The sequence below is a fragment of the Microbacterium sp. ISL-59 genome (assembly GCF_018613945.1).
In the GTDB taxonomy this organism is placed as follows: domain Bacteria; phylum Actinomycetota; class Actinomycetes; order Actinomycetales; family Microbacteriaceae; genus Microbacterium; species Microbacterium oxydans_B.
On the sequence record NZ_JAGGPG010000002.1, the window covers coordinates 78,092 to 94,121 of the forward strand.

General features: G+C 70.1%; 11 protein-coding genes. 2 read left to right on the forward strand and 9 right to left on the reverse strand.

Annotation, left to right across the window (positions count from 1 at the left end; translation table 11 throughout):
- Positions 1 to 105 precede the first annotated feature (105 nt).
- From J7E45_RS04540 to gabT, 7 genes are all read right to left on the reverse strand, one after another.
- A complete protein-coding gene (locus J7E45_RS04540) occupies positions 106 to 1,920 on the reverse strand; it encodes an ABC transporter ATP-binding protein (RefSeq protein WP_091034741.1) in 1,815 nt (604 codons plus the stop codon).
- Positions 1,917 to 3,842, reverse strand: coding sequence for an ABC transporter ATP-binding protein (locus J7E45_RS04545; RefSeq protein ID WP_215067453.1), 1,926 nt, complete (start codon positions 3,840 to 3,842; stop codon positions 1,917 to 1,919). Before J7E45_RS04545 ends, J7E45_RS04540 begins: the two co-directional genes overlap by 4 nt.
- 360 nt (positions 3,843 to 4,202) lie before the next feature.
- The gene (locus J7E45_RS04550; RefSeq protein WP_215067455.1) at positions 4,203 to 4,700 is read right to left on the reverse strand and encodes a methylated-DNA--[protein]-cysteine S-methyltransferase; all 498 of its coding nucleotides are present in this window, start codon (positions 4,698 to 4,700) and stop codon (positions 4,203 to 4,205) included.
- Positions 4,697 to 6,217 (reverse strand): DNA-3-methyladenine glycosylase 2 family protein, encoded by a 1,521-nt coding sequence (locus J7E45_RS04555; RefSeq protein ID WP_215067457.1) that lies wholly within the window; start codon positions 6,215 to 6,217, stop codon positions 4,697 to 4,699. The genes J7E45_RS04550 and J7E45_RS04555 overlap by 4 nt, the downstream gene beginning before the upstream one ends.
- Before the next feature lie 86 nt (positions 6,218 to 6,303).
- Complete coding sequence (locus J7E45_RS04560; protein WP_215067459.1) at positions 6,304 to 7,755, reverse strand: aldehyde dehydrogenase; 1,452 nt, start codon at positions 7,753 to 7,755, stop codon at positions 6,304 to 6,306.
- A complete protein-coding gene (locus J7E45_RS04565; protein WP_215067461.1) occupies positions 7,755 to 8,936 on the reverse strand; it encodes an acyl-CoA dehydrogenase family protein in 1,182 nt (393 codons plus the stop codon). The genes J7E45_RS04560 and J7E45_RS04565 overlap by 1 nt, the downstream gene beginning before the upstream one ends.
- On the reverse strand, positions 8,933 to 10,258 hold the full coding sequence (gene gabT / locus J7E45_RS04570) for a 4-aminobutyrate--2-oxoglutarate transaminase (protein ID WP_215067463.1): 1,326 nt from the start codon (positions 10,256 to 10,258) through the stop codon (positions 8,933 to 8,935). The genes J7E45_RS04565 and gabT overlap by 4 nt, the downstream gene beginning before the upstream one ends.
- A gap of 89 nt (positions 10,259 to 10,347) precedes the next feature.
- Here gabT and J7E45_RS04575 point away from each other — a divergent pair, with 89 nt between their 5' ends.
- Positions 10,348 to 11,697: a PucR family transcriptional regulator gene (locus J7E45_RS04575; protein WP_215067465.1), complete on the forward strand. Its 1,350-nt coding sequence runs from the start codon at positions 10,348 to 10,350 to the stop codon at positions 11,695 to 11,697.
- Here the strand turns inward: J7E45_RS04575 and J7E45_RS04580 are convergent.
- Complete coding sequence (locus tag J7E45_RS04580; RefSeq protein WP_215067468.1) at positions 11,694 to 12,845, reverse strand: CaiB/BaiF CoA-transferase family protein; 1,152 nt, start codon at positions 12,843 to 12,845, stop codon at positions 11,694 to 11,696. The genes J7E45_RS04575 and J7E45_RS04580 overlap by 4 nt on opposite strands.
- Positions 12,842 to 13,861, reverse strand: a complete 1,020-nt coding sequence (locus tag J7E45_RS04585) for a LacI family DNA-binding transcriptional regulator (RefSeq protein ID WP_215067470.1) — start codon at positions 13,859 to 13,861, stop codon at positions 12,842 to 12,844. Before J7E45_RS04585 ends, J7E45_RS04580 begins: the two co-directional genes overlap by 4 nt.
- A 141-nt stretch (positions 13,862 to 14,002) precedes the next feature.
- Between J7E45_RS04585 and J7E45_RS04590 the strand changes: the two genes are divergently transcribed.
- Positions 14,003 to 16,030 (forward strand): primary-amine oxidase, encoded by a 2,028-nt coding sequence (locus J7E45_RS04590; RefSeq protein ID WP_215067472.1) that lies wholly within the window; start codon positions 14,003 to 14,005, stop codon positions 16,028 to 16,030.

Here is a 16,030-nt window from a genome sequence, read left to right on the forward strand (position 1 = left end):
GGCCCGGCGACGGACGGATCCCCCGAGCCGAACTGCCGGAGCCGATCCTCACCTCTGCGAGCACGGGGAGGTCCCGCGCCCGCAGAGGTGAGGTGATCGGCATCATCAGACCAGTGTCTCCTGCCAAGCCGCATGCAGCTGAGCGAACTTGCCCGTGCCGCCGATGAGCGCGGCCGGGGTGTCGTCCTCGATGATCTGTCCGTGCTCCATCACCAGCACCCGGTCGGCGATCGCGACCGTCGACAGGCGGTGGGCGATGATGATCGCGGTGCGGTCCTTGAGCAGGGTCTGCAGCGCATCCTGGATCAACCGCTCCGACGGGATGTCCAGCGACGCGGTGGCCTCGTCGAGGATCAGCACCGCCGGGTCGGCGAGGAACGCCCTGGCGAACGAGATGAGCTGACGCTGACCGGCCGAGACCCGTCCACCGCGCTTGTTCACATCGGTGCCGTAGCCGTCGGGCAGGGACGAGATGAACTCGTCCGCTCCCACCGCACGCGCGGCCGCCCTGATCTCGTCGAGCGACGCATCCGGCTTGCCGAGCGCGATGTTGTCGGCGACGGTTCCGCTGAACAGGTAGGCCTCCTGCGTGACCATGACGATCGCGCGGCGGAGGTCCTTCGGGTGCAGCGAGCGCAGATCGATGTCGTCGAGCGTGACCCGCCCCTCGGAGGGGTCGTAGAACCGCGAGATGAGCTTGGCCAGCGTGGACTTGCCCGCGCCGGTCGTGCCCACCAGGGCGATCGTCTCGCCGGCGGGGATGTCGAGGGAGAAGTTCGGGAGGATCGTCTTCTCGCCGTTGTAGCCGAAGGTCACCTCGTCGAACCGGATGTGACCGCGGGACTCCCACAGGTCGACCGGCTTCTCGGGATCCGGAACCGTGGGCACCTCTTCGAGCACGCCCGACACCTTCTCCAGTGCGGCCGTGGCCGACTGGTAGGAGTTCAGGAACATCGCGATCTCCTGCATCGGAGCGAAGAAGTTGCGCACGTACAGGACCGCCGACAGCAGCACACCCACGGTGAGCGCGCCCTCGGACACGCGGATGCCGCCCCACAGCACGACGATGCCGAGCACCAGCGCGGCGACGCCCATGAGACCGGGCTCGAACGTGCCGAACAGCAGCATCGAGCGGCGGTTGACATCGCGGTACTCGCCCGCGATCTCCTGGAACGCCTTGTCGTTGCGCGGCTCCTTGCGGAACGCTTTGACGGCGCGGATGCCGGTCATCGTCTCGACGAACTGCACGATCACCTTCGCGCTGATCACGCGCGACTCGCGGTAGACCAGCTGCGAGCGCGAGTAGAACCACTTCATCAGGAAGAACAGCGGCACGCCGCCGATCGCGAGGATCAGGCCGGACTGCCAGTCCCAGAAGCACAGGGCGATGAAAGTGAAGAGTCCGAAGAGCACGCCGGAGACGAGCTCGTTCAAGCCTCCGTCGAGGAGCTCCTTGATGGAATCGAGGTCACTCGTCTGGCGCGAGATGATGCGACCCGACGTGTAGGACTCGTGGAACTCCAGGCTCAGGCGCTGGGTGTGCAGGAAGATCCGCTTGCGCAGATCGAGCAGCACGGCCTGCGTGAGCTTGGCGGCGATGATGACGTACCAGGCGATCAGCACGGCGGCCAGGATGCCGGCGGCCAGATAGATGCCGCCGATCATGAAGGTCGGCATCCAATCGGCGTTCTTCAGCACCGCCGGTAGTGCGCGGTCGAGGCCGATGCTGATCAGGATCGGACCGGCGACCTGCAGCGCGGTCGATACGACCAGCACGGCGGCGGCCAGCACGATCTGCGGCTTCAGCGGGCGCACCAGCGAGCCGAGCAGTCGGAGGGACCGACGACGGATCTCCCTGCTCTCCTCGCGGGTGTATTCGGAACGATCCTCGTCCTGGGTTCCGGTGATGGCGGAGCTCATCGCTGCACCTCCTTCTCGGTGATCGGGTCTTCGTCGGCGGCCTCGGCTCTGCGGCCCTCACGGACCTCGTCTTCGACCTGGAGCTGTTCGTCGCGGATGATCGGGATCGCCCCGGTCCGCGCCGCTTCCTCGGCCTCGAGGCTGGAGATCACGTGGCGGTAGTGACGGCTGGTCTTCAACAGCTCGGAGTGGGTGCCCACCGCAGTCACACGACCGGCCTCGAGCAGCGCGACGCGGTCGGCGAGCGCGACGGTCGAGGGACGGTGCGCGACGATCAGGGCCGTCGTCTCGGCGAGAACGTGTCGCAGCGCCTCTTCGACGAGCGCCTCGGTGTCGACGTCGAGCGCCGACAGCGGGTCGTCGAGCACGAGCACCTTCGGCGCCGCCGCCACCGCGCGGGCGAGGGCGAGACGCTGACGCTGACCACCGGAGAGGCTGAGCCCCTCCTCGCCGATCACGGTCTCGACGCCGTCGGGCAGCGAGTCCACGAAGGATGCCTGCGCCACGTCGAGTGCTTCGCGCAGCACGCGCTCCCCCTCTTCGCTGTGCACGTCGAGGTCGGCGCGGCCGAGCAGCACGTTCTCGCGCACGGTCGCCGAGAACAGCGTCGCGTCCTCGAACGCCATCGCGATGTGCTGGCGCAGCTCGGACAGCGTCAGATCGCGCACATCGACGCCGTCAAGCGTGACCTTGCCACCCGTCACGTCGTACAAGCGGGTGGGCAGCGTCGTGAGCGTGGTCTTGCCGCTGCCGGTGAGACCGACGAGCGCCATGGTCTCGCCGGGGCGGAGGACCAGGTCGATGCCGTCGAGCAGGTCGCGCTCGTGCCCACCCGCGTCCTGGTAACGGAAGTGCGCGTTCACGAACGCCAGCTCTCCGCGCGGGCTCTCGATGTGCACGGGGTTCTCCGGGTCCGTGATGCTGTTGGTCTCGGAGAAGATGTCGAACACGCGGTCTGTCGCCGTGCGGGCGTCGAGCATGAACGAGAACAGGAAGCCGATCGACTCGATCGGCCAGCGGAGCACCACGGCCATCGCGAAGAACGCGAACAGCTGCGCTTCGTCGATCTGCCCCTGCGAGATCAGCCAGATGCCGGAGATCAGGCTGAGGCCGAACGCGATCTGCGGCATCATGTCGAGCCAGAACCAGATCGACGCGATCGCGCCGGCCTTGCTCATCTCGGTCTCGCGCAGCGTCTCGGCCTGACGGCTGAAGCGGCTGAGCGCGTGCTTGCCGCGGCCGAACGCCTTCAGGACGCGGATACCGTGCACGCTCTCCTCGACGCTGGTCGCGAGGTCGCCGGCCTGGTCCTGACTGCGGCGGGTGAGCGCGCCGTAGCGCTTCTCGAACAGGTAGCCGCGGATCCACAGCGGGATCGCCGTGACCAGGAAGATCGTGCCGAGCAGCCAGTGCCAGCGGAACAGCAGCACTGACCCGATGATGATGGTGAGGACGTTGACGACGAGCAGCACAAGCCCGAATGCCAGCCAGCGGCGGATGAGGCCGATGTCCTGCATCATGCGGCTGAGCAGCTGACCGGAGCCCCACCTGTCATGGAAGGACACCGGCAGCGTCTGCAGGCGCGAGTAGAGCTCGGTGCGCATCTTGTACTCGACCTCGGTCGAGGGGTTGAGCACGAACTGGCGACGCAGCCAGACCATGAGCGCCTCGCCGAGGCCGAGCGCGAAGACGGCGAGCGCGCCCCAGACGATCGCATTGAAGTCACCGGAGCGGACCGGTCCGCTGATGATCTGCTCGAGGACGATCGGGATCATCAGCGCGATGATCGCGGCGATGAGCGCGCTGGCAGCACCGCCGGCGAGCCGCCAGATGACCGGCTTGACGAAGGGCTTCAGCCGCCACAGTGCGGCCGGAGTGGACAGGGTGGACGAGGGATTCTGCGCGGAAGGCGAGGAAGACATGTCTCTCAGACGAGTTTCGTATGGAATGCGGTTGCGGAAGGGGACGGATGCGAGAGCGGACTCACAGAGTCCGGCATCCGGTGCAGAAGGGGCGGGGTGGCTCTAAATGAGCGGACGCGCCGGGGTCGAGCCGAGAGCTGCGATCCGCGCGGTGGCGATCGTGGTCATGGTGTCCTCCTCAGGGGCTCGGCTGTGTCGTCCGGTTGGCGCGACAGCCCACCAGCCTATTGCTGTGAACCAGCTGAAAGCAAGACTCATTCCCGATTTGTTCGGCGTCTTTCGCGGCGATCCCCTATCGCCCTGCCCGCGCACGCATCCGCCGCGCCGCCGGGGATCGGTGACGCGGCGAAGTGCAGTCGTTCAGGCGGCGATGCTCTCGCGCGCGAGCAGGCTCTCCTTCACGTCGAGCCCCCAGGCGAAGCCGCCGAGGCTGCCGTCGGTGCGCAGCACGCGGTGACACGGCACGAACAGCGCCGGAGCGTTCCGCGCGCAGATCGAGGCGGCCGCGCGCACGGCGTTCGGGTTGCCGAGCCGCGCCGCGAAGCCGGTGTAGGTGAGCGGTGCGCCGGGTTCGATCGCCCGCAGCGCCGACCATCCGGCGAGCTGCAGCACGGTGCCCGACTGCTTCACCGTGACCGCGTCGATCGCGGACAGATCGCCCGCGTAGAAGGCCAGTGCGGCGTCCGCAGCGTCCGTCTCCGCCTCGCGGAGCTCGACGGGGCTGTTCGCCGGAGACAGTCGCGTGAGGATCGCCTCCACGTCGGAGGTCCACCCCGACGACAGCACCCGCTGGCGCTCGTCGGCGAGGATCGTGAAGGCCCCGTCCGGGGTCTCGATGGTCTGGATGAGAGCGGTCATGAGGTCTCCTTCGATGTCGTGTCAGCTGTGGTGGCAGCGCGGGCGGTGGATGCCGCGCGCCGGGGCCCTGCCGGTCGCACCGGGGCGGCGCGCCAGAGATGCGCGCTCAGGTAGCTGCGCCAGGGGGCGGTGCGTTCCGCCCAGGCTGTGAGCGGTCGCGCCTCTCCCGGCAGCCCGGAAGCCGCGGCGCCCGCACGCAGCGCGACGTCGCCGGGAAGCAGGATGTCGGGGTCGCCGAGCACGCGCATGCGCACGTAGTCGGCCGTCCAGGGGCCGATCCCCGGCATCGCGAGGAGAGCTTCGCGCTGCTCGATACCGTCGTCACCGACCGTGAGCGTCAAGGAGCCGTCGGCGAGGGCCGCGGCGCCACCCGTGATCGCGCGGATGCGGGCGGCGGGTCCGCGCAGCACCTCGGCGCCGTGCTCGGCGATCGCGGTCATCGTGGGGAAGAGCAGCCCCTGCGCGGTGCGCTCCCCCAGTGCCTCGGTAAGCGCGATGAGGGCCGTGCGGGCGGCGACCACGGTGATCTGCTGCCCGACCATGGCGCGGATGAGCATCTCGTGCGGGTCGGCGGAGCCGGGAACCCGGATGCCGGGTGTGCGGGCGACGAGCGGCGCGAGCTCCTGGTGTGCGGAGAGCGCCTCGTCGATCGCCAGCGGATCGGCGTCGAGGTCGAAAATGCGTCGCACGGTCGACACCAGCGGGGCCAGGTCGCCGAGGCGCGCGACTCGAGCGCGCAGGTGCAGGCGCTCGGTCGCATCTTGACTCACCTCGAACCAGGCGGGACCGCCCGCCATCCGCAAGTGCCGGGAGAACGACGTGGCCGTGGTCTCTTCGACGCCGGGCACGGCGCGTGCCGCCATCCAGGTGAAGATGCCGCTCGCGTCGAGCGGACCCCGGTACGGCAGGACCAGGTCGATGGCCCCGGGCACCGCGGAGGCCGGCAGCCGTCGACGCGCCCGGAGCTCGCCGGGGGTGAGGCCGAAGACCTCGCGGATCGTGTCGTTGCACTGGCGGATGCTGGCGAAGCCGGCCGAGAAGGCGACGTCGGAGATGGGCATGTCCGTGCCGACGAGCAGCATCCGCGCCGTGTGCGCGCGATGCGCCCTGGCGAGGGCGAGCGGCCCGGCGCCGAGCTCTGTGGCCAGCAGACGGGTGAGGTGCCTGCTCGAATAGCCGAGGCGTGCGGCGAGCCCCGGCACGCCCTCGCGCTCGACGACGCCGTCGGAGATGAGGCGCATGGCCCTGGCCGCGACGTCGCCGCGGATGTCCCATGCCGGAGACCCGGGGGCGGCTTCGGGGAGGCAGCGCTTGCACGCGCGGTACCCGGCCTCGTGTGCGGCGGCGCTCGTCGGATAGAACGTCACGTTCTGCGGCTTGGGCGTGCGGGCAGGGCAGCTCGGACGACAGTAGATCCCCGTCGAGCGGACGGCCGTCACGAACTGCCCGTCGAAGCGGGTGTCGCGCGCGCTGATCGCACGGTAGCGCTCGTCGAAGTCGATCACGGGGAAGCTCATGCCTCCACCCTGCCACGCACCACCGACCTCGACTGGCGGAAATCGGACATCGCTGTGGGGAGCCCCCGGGGGGGGGCTGCCACCGCTCAGCCGCGGAGGTAGACCGTTGCCGTCTCGGTGAAGAACTCCCTGGCCGCCGCGCCCTGCTCCTTGGGGCCGAGGGCGCTCGACCCGCTGCCGCCGAAGGGGACGTGCAGGTCGGCACCAGCGGAGGCCGAGTTCACGTGGACGACACCCACGCGGATGTCCTCGATCGCGGCGAGCGCCGCCGCCAACCCCGTCGTGAAGACCGCGGTGGAGAGGCCGTATTCACTGTCGTTCACGAGCGCGATACCCGCAGCGGTGGACGAGACACGTCGGACCCCGAGGACCGGACCGAACAGCTCTTCGGTCCACAGCTCGCCCGGTTCCTCTTCGTCGAGCTCGAAGATCGACGGCGGGATGAAGTACCCCTCGGCGAGCTCGCCGGCGGAATACGGATCCGGGGCGACGACCGCCTTCGCAGAGGAGCGGGCGCGGACGAGGGCGGCCGCCACGCGGTCCCGGGCGCCGGCATCCACCACCGGCCCCACCTCCACTCGCTCGTCCTGCGCATCACCCACGACCATCCGCTCGGTACGGATCGCGAGTCGCCGCAGGAACTCGTCGGCCACGGCCTCGTGCACGATCACGCGCGAGGTCGCCGTGCATTTCTGTCCGGCCGTGCGGAACGCTCCGAGCGCCACCTGCTCCACCGCCACGTCGAGATCAGCGTCGGCCAGGACCAGGGCCGCGTTCTTGCCGCCGAGTTCCCCCTGGAACGGAACGCCGCGCGCCGCGAGCTGCGCCGCGATGATGCGCCCGACCTTCGTGGACCCGGTGAACGTCACGGCATCCACCTCCGGGTGCGACACGATCGCCTCCCCGACGGCGGCAGTTCCGTTCACGAGGTTCAGCACGCCGCGGGGCAGTCCGGCCTGCTCGAGCGCCTCGGCGAAGCGCATCGCCAGCACGGGGACGAAGGTCGCAGGCTTCCAGACCACCGTGTTCCCCCAGACGAGGGCCGGGGCGAGCTTCCACGCGGGGATGGAGATGGGGAAGTTGAAGGGGGTGATCGCCCCGATCACCCCGACCGGCCGACGGATCACGAGGATGCGCTCCCCCGGGCTCGGCGACTCGAACAGGCCGCCGCTCTGCCGCTCGACCTCCTGCGCATGGAAACGCAGGATGTTGGCGGCGTGCCCGGTCTCGGCGATCGCCTCGACGAGCGTCTTGCCCTCCTCGCGCGCGAGCTGACGTCCCCACTCGTCACGGTGGGCTTCGATGATGTCGGCCGCCCGCAGCAGGATGGCGGCGCGCGAGCGCGCGGGGGTGCGGCGCCACCCGTCGAACGCTGCCCGAGCGGCCGCGTAAGCGCGGTCGACATCCGCATCGGACGCTCCCGGGCCCTCGCCGACGACGTCGCCTGGGCGGCTCGGGTTCACGTCGATGAGCTGGTCACCCGAGCCCTCCACCCATGCACCGTCGATGAAGTGCCGGATTTCGAATGTGGTGGTCATCATGCTCCCTGGGAGGCGGTGCTGCGGAAGGCGGAGAAGCCGGTGATGTGGGCGCCGAGGACCAGCGTGTGGACCTCGTCGGTGCCCTCGTACGTACGCACGGACTCGAGGTTCGCTGCGTGGCGCAGCGGTGAGTAGTCACCCGAGATCCCGTTGCCGCCGAGGATCGTCCTGGCCTCGCGGGCGATCGCGATCGCCGCGCGCGTGTTGCTGAGCTTGGCGACGGAGATCTGGTGCGGTTGCAGCCTGCCGGCATCCTTCAGACGACCGAGCCGCAACGCGACGAGCTGCGCCTTCTCGATCTCGACGGCCATGTCGACGAGCTTCTGCTGGGTGAGCTGGAACGCCCCGATCGGCTGGTTGAACTGGATGCGCGTCTGCGAGTAGGACAGCGCCGTGGCGTAGCTGTCGCGGGCGGCGCCGATCACTCCCCAGCCGATCCCGTAGCGCGCCTCGTTCAAGCACGAGAAGGGGGCGCGCAGTCCTCTGGCCTCGGGCAGCTGGGCCTCCGCGGGGAGCCGCACGTCGGTCAGGGTGATGTCGCATTGGATCGAGGCCCGCATCGACAGCTTCGGGGCGATGGGGGTCGCCACGAACCCGTCCGAGTCCGTCGGGACGAGGAACCCGCGCACCCCCTCGTCGGTCTGCGCCCAGATGATCGCGATCTGTGCGATCGAGGCGAGACCGATCCAGCGCTTGGCGCCGTTGAGCACCCAGCCGTCGCCGTCGCGTCGTGCGAACGTCGTCATGCTCGACGGGTCCGAGCCGGAGTTCGGTTCGGTGAGGCCGAAGCAGCCGATGACCTCGCCCCGCGCCATCCGGGGCAGCCACTCCTGCTTCTGCGCCTCGCTGCCGTGCTTGTGGATCGCGCTCATGGCGAGGGAACCCTGCACCGAGACGAAGGTGCGGAGTCCCGAGTCGCCCGCCTCGAGCTCCAGGGCTGCCAGCCCGTACTCGACGGCGCTGCGACCGCCGCAGCCGTATCCGTCCAGGTGCATGCCCAGCACGCCGAGCTCCGCCAGCTCCGGGACGAGCTCCGTCGGGAAGACCGCCCGGTCGTACCAGTCGGCGATGTGCGGACGCACTCTCTCGTCGACGAAGGCCCGCACGCGGTCGCGGGTCGCCCGCTCCTCGTCGCTCAGCAGCTCGTCGAAGTCGAGCAGATCGGGAACGGTGCTCATGCGGCGGCCTCCTCGGCGGCGACGGAACGGATGGACGCGACGAGGATCTCGAGGCCCGCGTTCAGGACAGGCTCTTCGATCACGAGGGGCGGCAGCAGTCGGATGACGTTGCCGTGGGTGCCGCACGTGAGCGCCAGGACGCCCGCCGCATGGCAGGCCGCCGCGATCCGCTGCGCGAGGTCCGACCGCGGGGCGAGGGTGCCCGGGTCGGCGAACTCGACGGCCATCATGGCGCCGCGTCCGCGGACCTCGGCGACGGCATCGATCTCGGTGAGCAGCGGTTCGAGGTGCCGGCGAATGGTCTGCTCGATGCCGACCACCCTCGGCAGGAGGCCAGGCTCGTCGAGCACATCGAACACCGCGAGGGCGGCCGCGCAGGCCAAGGGGTTGCCCGCATAGGTGCCGCCGAGCCCGCCGGGGTGCGCGGCATCCATGATCTCCGCACGACCGGTCACCGCGCTCAGCGGCAGCCCGCCGCCCAGCGCCTTGGCGGTCAGCGTGATGTCTCCGGCCGCGCCTTCATGCTCGCTCGCGAACAGTCGGCCGGTGCGGCCGAGCCCGGACTGGATCTCGTCCACGACCAGGACGATCCCGTGGTCGTCTGCGAGACGCCGGAGCCCGGCGAGGAAACCCGGCGCGGGGACGACGAAGCCGCCCTCCCCCTGGATCGGTTCGACGACCAGGGCGGCGAAGTGCTCGCGGCCGTGCTCGACGATGAGGCGTTCGACCTCGGCGAGCGCGGACTCGGCCCCCTCTCCGCGCAGCGGGTTCGCGTTGGGTGCGCGCACCACGGCGTCGGGGAACGGGCCGAACGAGGTCTTGTACGGGTGCTCTTTGGCCGTCATCGCCATCGTGAGGAGCGAGCGCCCGTGGTAGGCCTCGTCGATCACGAGCACGGCAGGGCGACCGGTGTGGGCGCGTGCGATCTTCACGGCGTTCTCCACCGCCTCGGCGCCGGTGCTGAACAATGCCGTGCGCTTCTCGAAGTCGCCGGGGGTGTGCTCGTTGAGCCACTCGGCGACGCGCACGAAGCCCTCGTACTCGGTCACCATGAAGCAGGTGTGGGTGAAGAGCTCGAGCTGCGCGGCGACGTTGGCGCGTACCTGCGGGTTCGCCGCCCCCACACTGGTCACGGCGATGCCGGACGCCAGATCGATCAGGGTGTTCCCGTCGACGTCCTCGAGTGTCGAGGTGCCCGCCCGCGCGATGAAGACCGGGAGGGTGATGCCGAAGCCGGCGGCGACCGCGGCTTCGCGCTGAGCGTGGAGCTCGCGCGACCGCGGTCCGGGGATCTCGGTGCGCAGGAGAGGAACTGTCGTCATGGGGACGACGCTAGAAGGTGCAGGACTACTGCGGGTGAACACTTCGCCCAGTCTTGTCAGATTCACTATGCATCACGCACACTGAGGACATGGTCTCCCTCGGCGAACTCGTGCGCACGGCCGGCACCTCCTTGCGTCCTCTCGCTCCGTTCGACGCCGCCAGGACGATCACCGGCGTGCACGTGTCGGAACTCGACGACCCCGGCCGCTATCTCGACGGCGGCGAGCTGCTGCTCACCACCGGCATCCCGCTGCACGGCAGACCGGTCGACACCTACGTCGACAGACTCGAGGCGCAGGGCATCGGCGCGATCGGGATCGGGCTCGGCGAGGGTTGGGACGATGCGCCCGCCGCCCTCGTCGAGCGCTGCCACGCGGTGGGGATTCCGGTGTTCGCCGTGCCGGACGGCGCACCGTTCCTCGATGTCTCCCGGGCGTTCTGGTCGATCACCGGACGCAGTGGTCACGACGAGGCACTGCGCACCGCCCACGCGCACACGCGGTTGGTGCAGGCCGCGACGGCCGCCGATCCGATCGCCGGGATCGTCCGCCAGATGGCCCAGGCGATCGGCGGGTGGGTGGCGTGGCTCCCCTTCGATCCCGGAGCATCGGGCGGGACGCTACATCCTGCGTCGTTGGCGGGACTGCTGCCGACGGTGCGGGCGGATGTCGAGAGATCGCTCCTGCGCTCCGGCGTCGAGGCCGCGTCGTTCGTGTCACAGGGTTCGGTCGTGATGGCCCACGCGGTCACCGACGGCGAGCGCACCCGCGGTGCCCTGGCGCTCGGAGCCGGCAGGCCGCTGGCGAACGCCGACCGCCAGCTCGCGCTCACGGCCACCGCTCTCCTGCGACTCCTCACCGTGCGGGCGAATACGACGCCGGACGCCGGAGGGTGGTTCACGGCGCTCGCGCTCCGCGGTGATGCCACGGCCGCGCGGGCTCTGGCCGCAGTCGCCGCTCTCACGCTGCCCCTCGAGTTCCGCGTGCTCGTCGGTGTCGAGGCCGTGACGGGATTCGCGGTCGAGCAAGCGGGTGTGCCGGTCGGTCTCGTGCCCGCCGATGTGGACCCCGACGCCGAGATCCGGGCGAGCACCGGCGTGCTCAGCGCTCCCGTCGCGCTCGAGGATGTTCCGGCCGCCGCCGCCCGAGCGCTCGCCCTGCACCAGAGCGCGCCGGGGGCCGCGCTGGTGATCGAGTCCGAATCGAGGGCCACCCGCTGGGCTGCCACGCTCGCCGACACGGATCCGATGTTGCAGCGCACCGTGATCTCGTATCTGCGAAACCGTCAGCAGGCCGAGCGGACCGCGCGCGAGCTCGGCGTGCACCGCAACACCGTGCGGCCGCGCATCACAGCGGCCGAGCATCTCCTCGACGTCTCGCTGGACGACCCGGACGTCGCCGCCGAACTCTGGCTCGCGCTGCGGGATCACGCGGTCTAGGCGGGTTCGTCGAGCCAGGCGCGCACGCGCTCGTCGTGCTCCCCGAGGCGGGGCGGGGCGGCCACCGTCACCGGAACCTCGGGGATCCACGTGAGCGGGGATCGAATCTGGCGCGACCGCCGACCGTCATCCCCCACGCTGTCGCGGACGGGGTCGAGGCCCAGGCGTTCGGCGAGAGCGATGCCCTCCCCCACGCTGTTCACCACTCCGGCCGCGACGCCGATGCGGTTCAGACGCTCCGCCCAGGCCGCCGCGGTGTCGCCGATCAGCGCCGCCTCCAGCTCGACCACCAGCTCCTCGCGATTCGCGACGCGGTCGGGGTTACGGCGGAAGCGCTCATCGGCGGCGAGTTCCCGACGTCCGAGTTCCGCGACCATCTTCGCGAACTGGGCGTCGTTCCCGCACGCGACCGCGATCGGCGCATCCGCGCACCGCAGCGACTCGTACGGGGCGATCGACGGGTGCCTGTTCCCGAGCCTGCCCGGCTCCGTGCCGGCTCCGAGATGGGCGGACACCTGGTTGACGAGCGCGGCCTGGAGGCTGGAGAGCAGGTTCACCTCGACCCTGGAACCGCGTCCGGTCAGCTCGCGACGGCGCAGCGCGGCGAGGATGCCGATCACCGCATCCTTGCCGGTGAGCACATCGACGAGGGCGACGCCGGCCTTCATCGCCTGGCCGTCCGGCTCGCCCGTGATGTGCATGAGCCCGCCGACCGCCTGTGCCACGAAGTCGTAGCCGGGGAGATCCGCACCCGCGCCGAGACCGAACCCGCTGACCGACACGGAGATGAGTCCGGGGTGGGCTGCGGAGAGGTTCTCCCAGTCGAAGCCGAGCCGGGCGAACAGCCCCGGCCGGAAGTTCTCGATCACCACGTCGCTGCGCGCGATGAGCTCGAGCGCCCTGTCCCGATCGGCCGGGTCGGTGAGGTCGAGCGTGACCGACTCCTTGCCCCGGTTCGCCGACTCGAAGTACGTGGTCATGCCGGATTCGGCATACGGGGGTCCCCACGCGCGCGTGTCGTCACCGGTCTCCGGTCTCTCGACCTTGATCACCCGCGCACCCAGGTCGGCCAGCGTCATGGTCGCCAGCGGGCCGGCGAGCACGCGCGAGAAGTCCGCGACGACGATGCCGTCGAGGGGCGCGGTCATGCGCGCACCCGCAGCGGATGCGCGGTGGAGTCCCGCGCGACGACCGCGATCGGGAACTCCACGTCCGTTCCGGGCTCGGCCCGCCCCTCGAGCAGATCGATGAGCAGCTCTGCACAGGCGACGCCCGAGTCGCGCGGACGAAGGTCGATCGAGGTGATCGAGGGGGTCAGGAACGGCAGGGAGGGGTGGTCCACGCAGGAGACGACCGTGATGTCCTCGCCGATTGTCCGCCCCTGTCGACCGAGGACGGCAGCGACCTCGATCGCGCTCGAGTCCGGACCGCAGATGATCACGTCGGTCTCGGGGTGTGTCTGCAGGACGCGCTCGGTGGCCGCACGCACCGCGGGCCATGACGCCTCGAACGACACGGGAGCGATGACCGGTTCGAGGCCGCGCGCCGCACAACCCGCGCGATATCCGGAGACGAGCTGACGCGACCAGTCCGTCGCATCCGGGGCGACGAGCAGGGCGGGATGCCGCGCGCCGGTGACGTCGATCTCGTCGAACAGCCGCAGCATCCCGGCTTCGTGGGAGGACCAGACCACGCCGGCCGGCATACCCGCGACGTCTTCGGGCAGATGCTCCTGCGTGACCACCGGGATCCCCGATTCCATGAGCGAGGGCAGGCCGGGATCGCCGGACAGCGGGTCTCCGATGATGAGCCCGTCGGCGCGGATCGGTCGCGATCGTCCGGAGGACACGGAGGGGCTGACGATGGTCACGTCGATGTCGTGGGCGGCCGCGCTCGTGACGATGCCGAACGTGAACGCCATGTAGTACGACGAGCGGGAGACGACTTCGGGAAGCACGATCCCGATCGTTCCGATACTGCCGCCGCGCAGGTGCCGGGCGGCGGTGTTCACGGAGTATCCGAGCTCCGCCGCCGCCGCCAGGACCGCCTCGCGCGTGGCCGAAGACACGCGCCCACCGCCGCTCAGCGCATCGGACGCGGTGGTCTTGCCGACCCCTGCGCGCCGTGCGACGTCGATCAATCGGGCGCGCCGTGGCTCTTGCATGCGGCCGAGTCTAACCACACACAGCGAGCCGTAATCCACTCGAAACAGTTCGGGTCTTGCGCTGTAACACGTTCATCGCATACTTTTGCCGGAACGTTCCGGCACACAGACGTTCCCGAACCGACATCCGATGGAGACTCCATGAACTGCAGCTGTTCCCCGTCCGACCACACCTCGCGCTCGCGCTCACTCGGCGACGAGTCCGGTGCGCCGTACGCGACGCTCTCGGCGAGCGAGCTGCAGCGGGTCGCCGAGACGCTGCGTGCCCACGGCGCGCTGGACGAGGCGCACCGGATCGCGTACGTCGGACTCGACGAGCCGAACCGGGCCGAGGTCGCCGCCGGAGGACCCGTCCCCCGTCGCGCCCGGGTACAGCTCCTCGAGACCGACACCGGGCGCGCCCGCGCGATCTCGGTCGACATCGGCACCGGCGAGCTCGCGACGGACGTCGACATCGACCCGGAGCGCGACGGTCAGGTGCCGCTGCTCCAGGAGGAGCACGCGATCATCCGCGAGCTGATCGGCGCCGACGAGCGCTGGGCCACCGCCCTCGCCGCCCGCGGCATCGACGACCCGAGCACGGTCGCGTTGGCCGGGCTCTCGGCCGGCCGCTTCCCGATCGAAGGAGAGAGCGGTCGGCGACTCGCGCGCGTGCTCGGTCATCATCAGCCCACCCCGCAGACCATGCCCTGGGCACACCCGATCGACGGACTGGTCGCCTATGTCGACGTCGCGAGCCGCACGGTGGTCGACGTCATCGACGTGGGCGTCATGCCGATCCCCCAGGAGACCGGCGACTACCATGTGCCCGGCACCTTCGGTCCGGAGCGGACCACCCAGAAGCCCATCGTCATCACGCAGCCCGAGGGTCCGAGCTTCTCCTTCGACGGGGACGTGATCTCCTGGGAGAAGTGGTCGCTGCGCATCGGCTACGACATGCGCGAAGGGCTGATCCTCCACGGCATCGGCTTCGAGGACGACGGACGCGTCCGTCCCATCGTGCACCGCGCGTCGATCGCGGAGATGCTCGTGCCGTACGGCGACCCCGGACCGGTGCGGTTCTGGCAGAACTACTTCGACACCGGCGAGTACCTGCTCGGCCGGCTCGCCAACTCGCTGGAACTCGGCTGCGACTGCGTGGGCGACATCACCTACCTCGACGTCCCGATCGCCGATGCCCGCGGCGACGTGAAGGTCCTGCCGAACGTGATCTGCATCCATGAGGAGGATGCCGGAGTGCTCTGGAAGCACACCGAGCAGTTCACCGGATCGAGCGACGTCCGCCGCCAGCGCCGACTCGTGATCTCGTTCTTCGTCACCGTGGGCAACTACGACTACGGCTTCTACTGGTACCTCTACCTGGACGGCAAGATCGAGTTCGAGGCGAAGGCCACCGGGCTCGTGTTCACGGCCGCCTACGATGAGCGCACCAGCAGGTTCGCGAGCGAGCTCGCCCCTGGCCTCGCCGCCCCGTACCACCAGCACCTGTTCTGCGCCCGACTCGACATGGCGGTCGACGACGGTCCCGCCGTGATCGACGAGGTCGACGTGCGCGCACTCCCCGTCGACGACGACAACCTCCACGGCAGCGCGATCGGCTTCACGAAGACGCGACTGCGCAGCGAGCTCGAGGGTCGACGGCGGGCGGATGCGCGGGTCGACCGGACATGGCGGGTGAGCAGCGCGACGGCGACCAACCGACTCGGCCGCCCCACCTCCTACGTCCTGACCCCCGAGAGCAAGCCCGTGCTCCTCGCGCAGCCCGAGTCGGTCATCGCCTCGCGTGCGCGCTTCGCGACCGCCGACCTCTGGGTCACGGCCTACGACCCGGACGAGCGCTACCCCGCCGGCGATGTCGTCAACCAGTCCGCGCCGGAGCAGGGGCTCCCCGCCTTCGTCGCCGACGACGCCTCCCTCGACGGTGCCGACCTGGTGCTCTGGCACACGTTCGGCCTCACCCACTTCCCGCGCACGGAGGACTGGCCGATCATGCCGGTCGACTCCTGCGGGTTCACACTGAAGCCCCACGACTTCTTCGACCGGAACCCGACCCTCGACGTCCCGGTCTCCCCCCGCGCATGCGCCTGCGATCACGCCGGCGTCGGCGATGCACCACCCGAGCACCATCTGCATCACCTCTCTGTCCGCCCGTCGTCGCACGACGCCTGA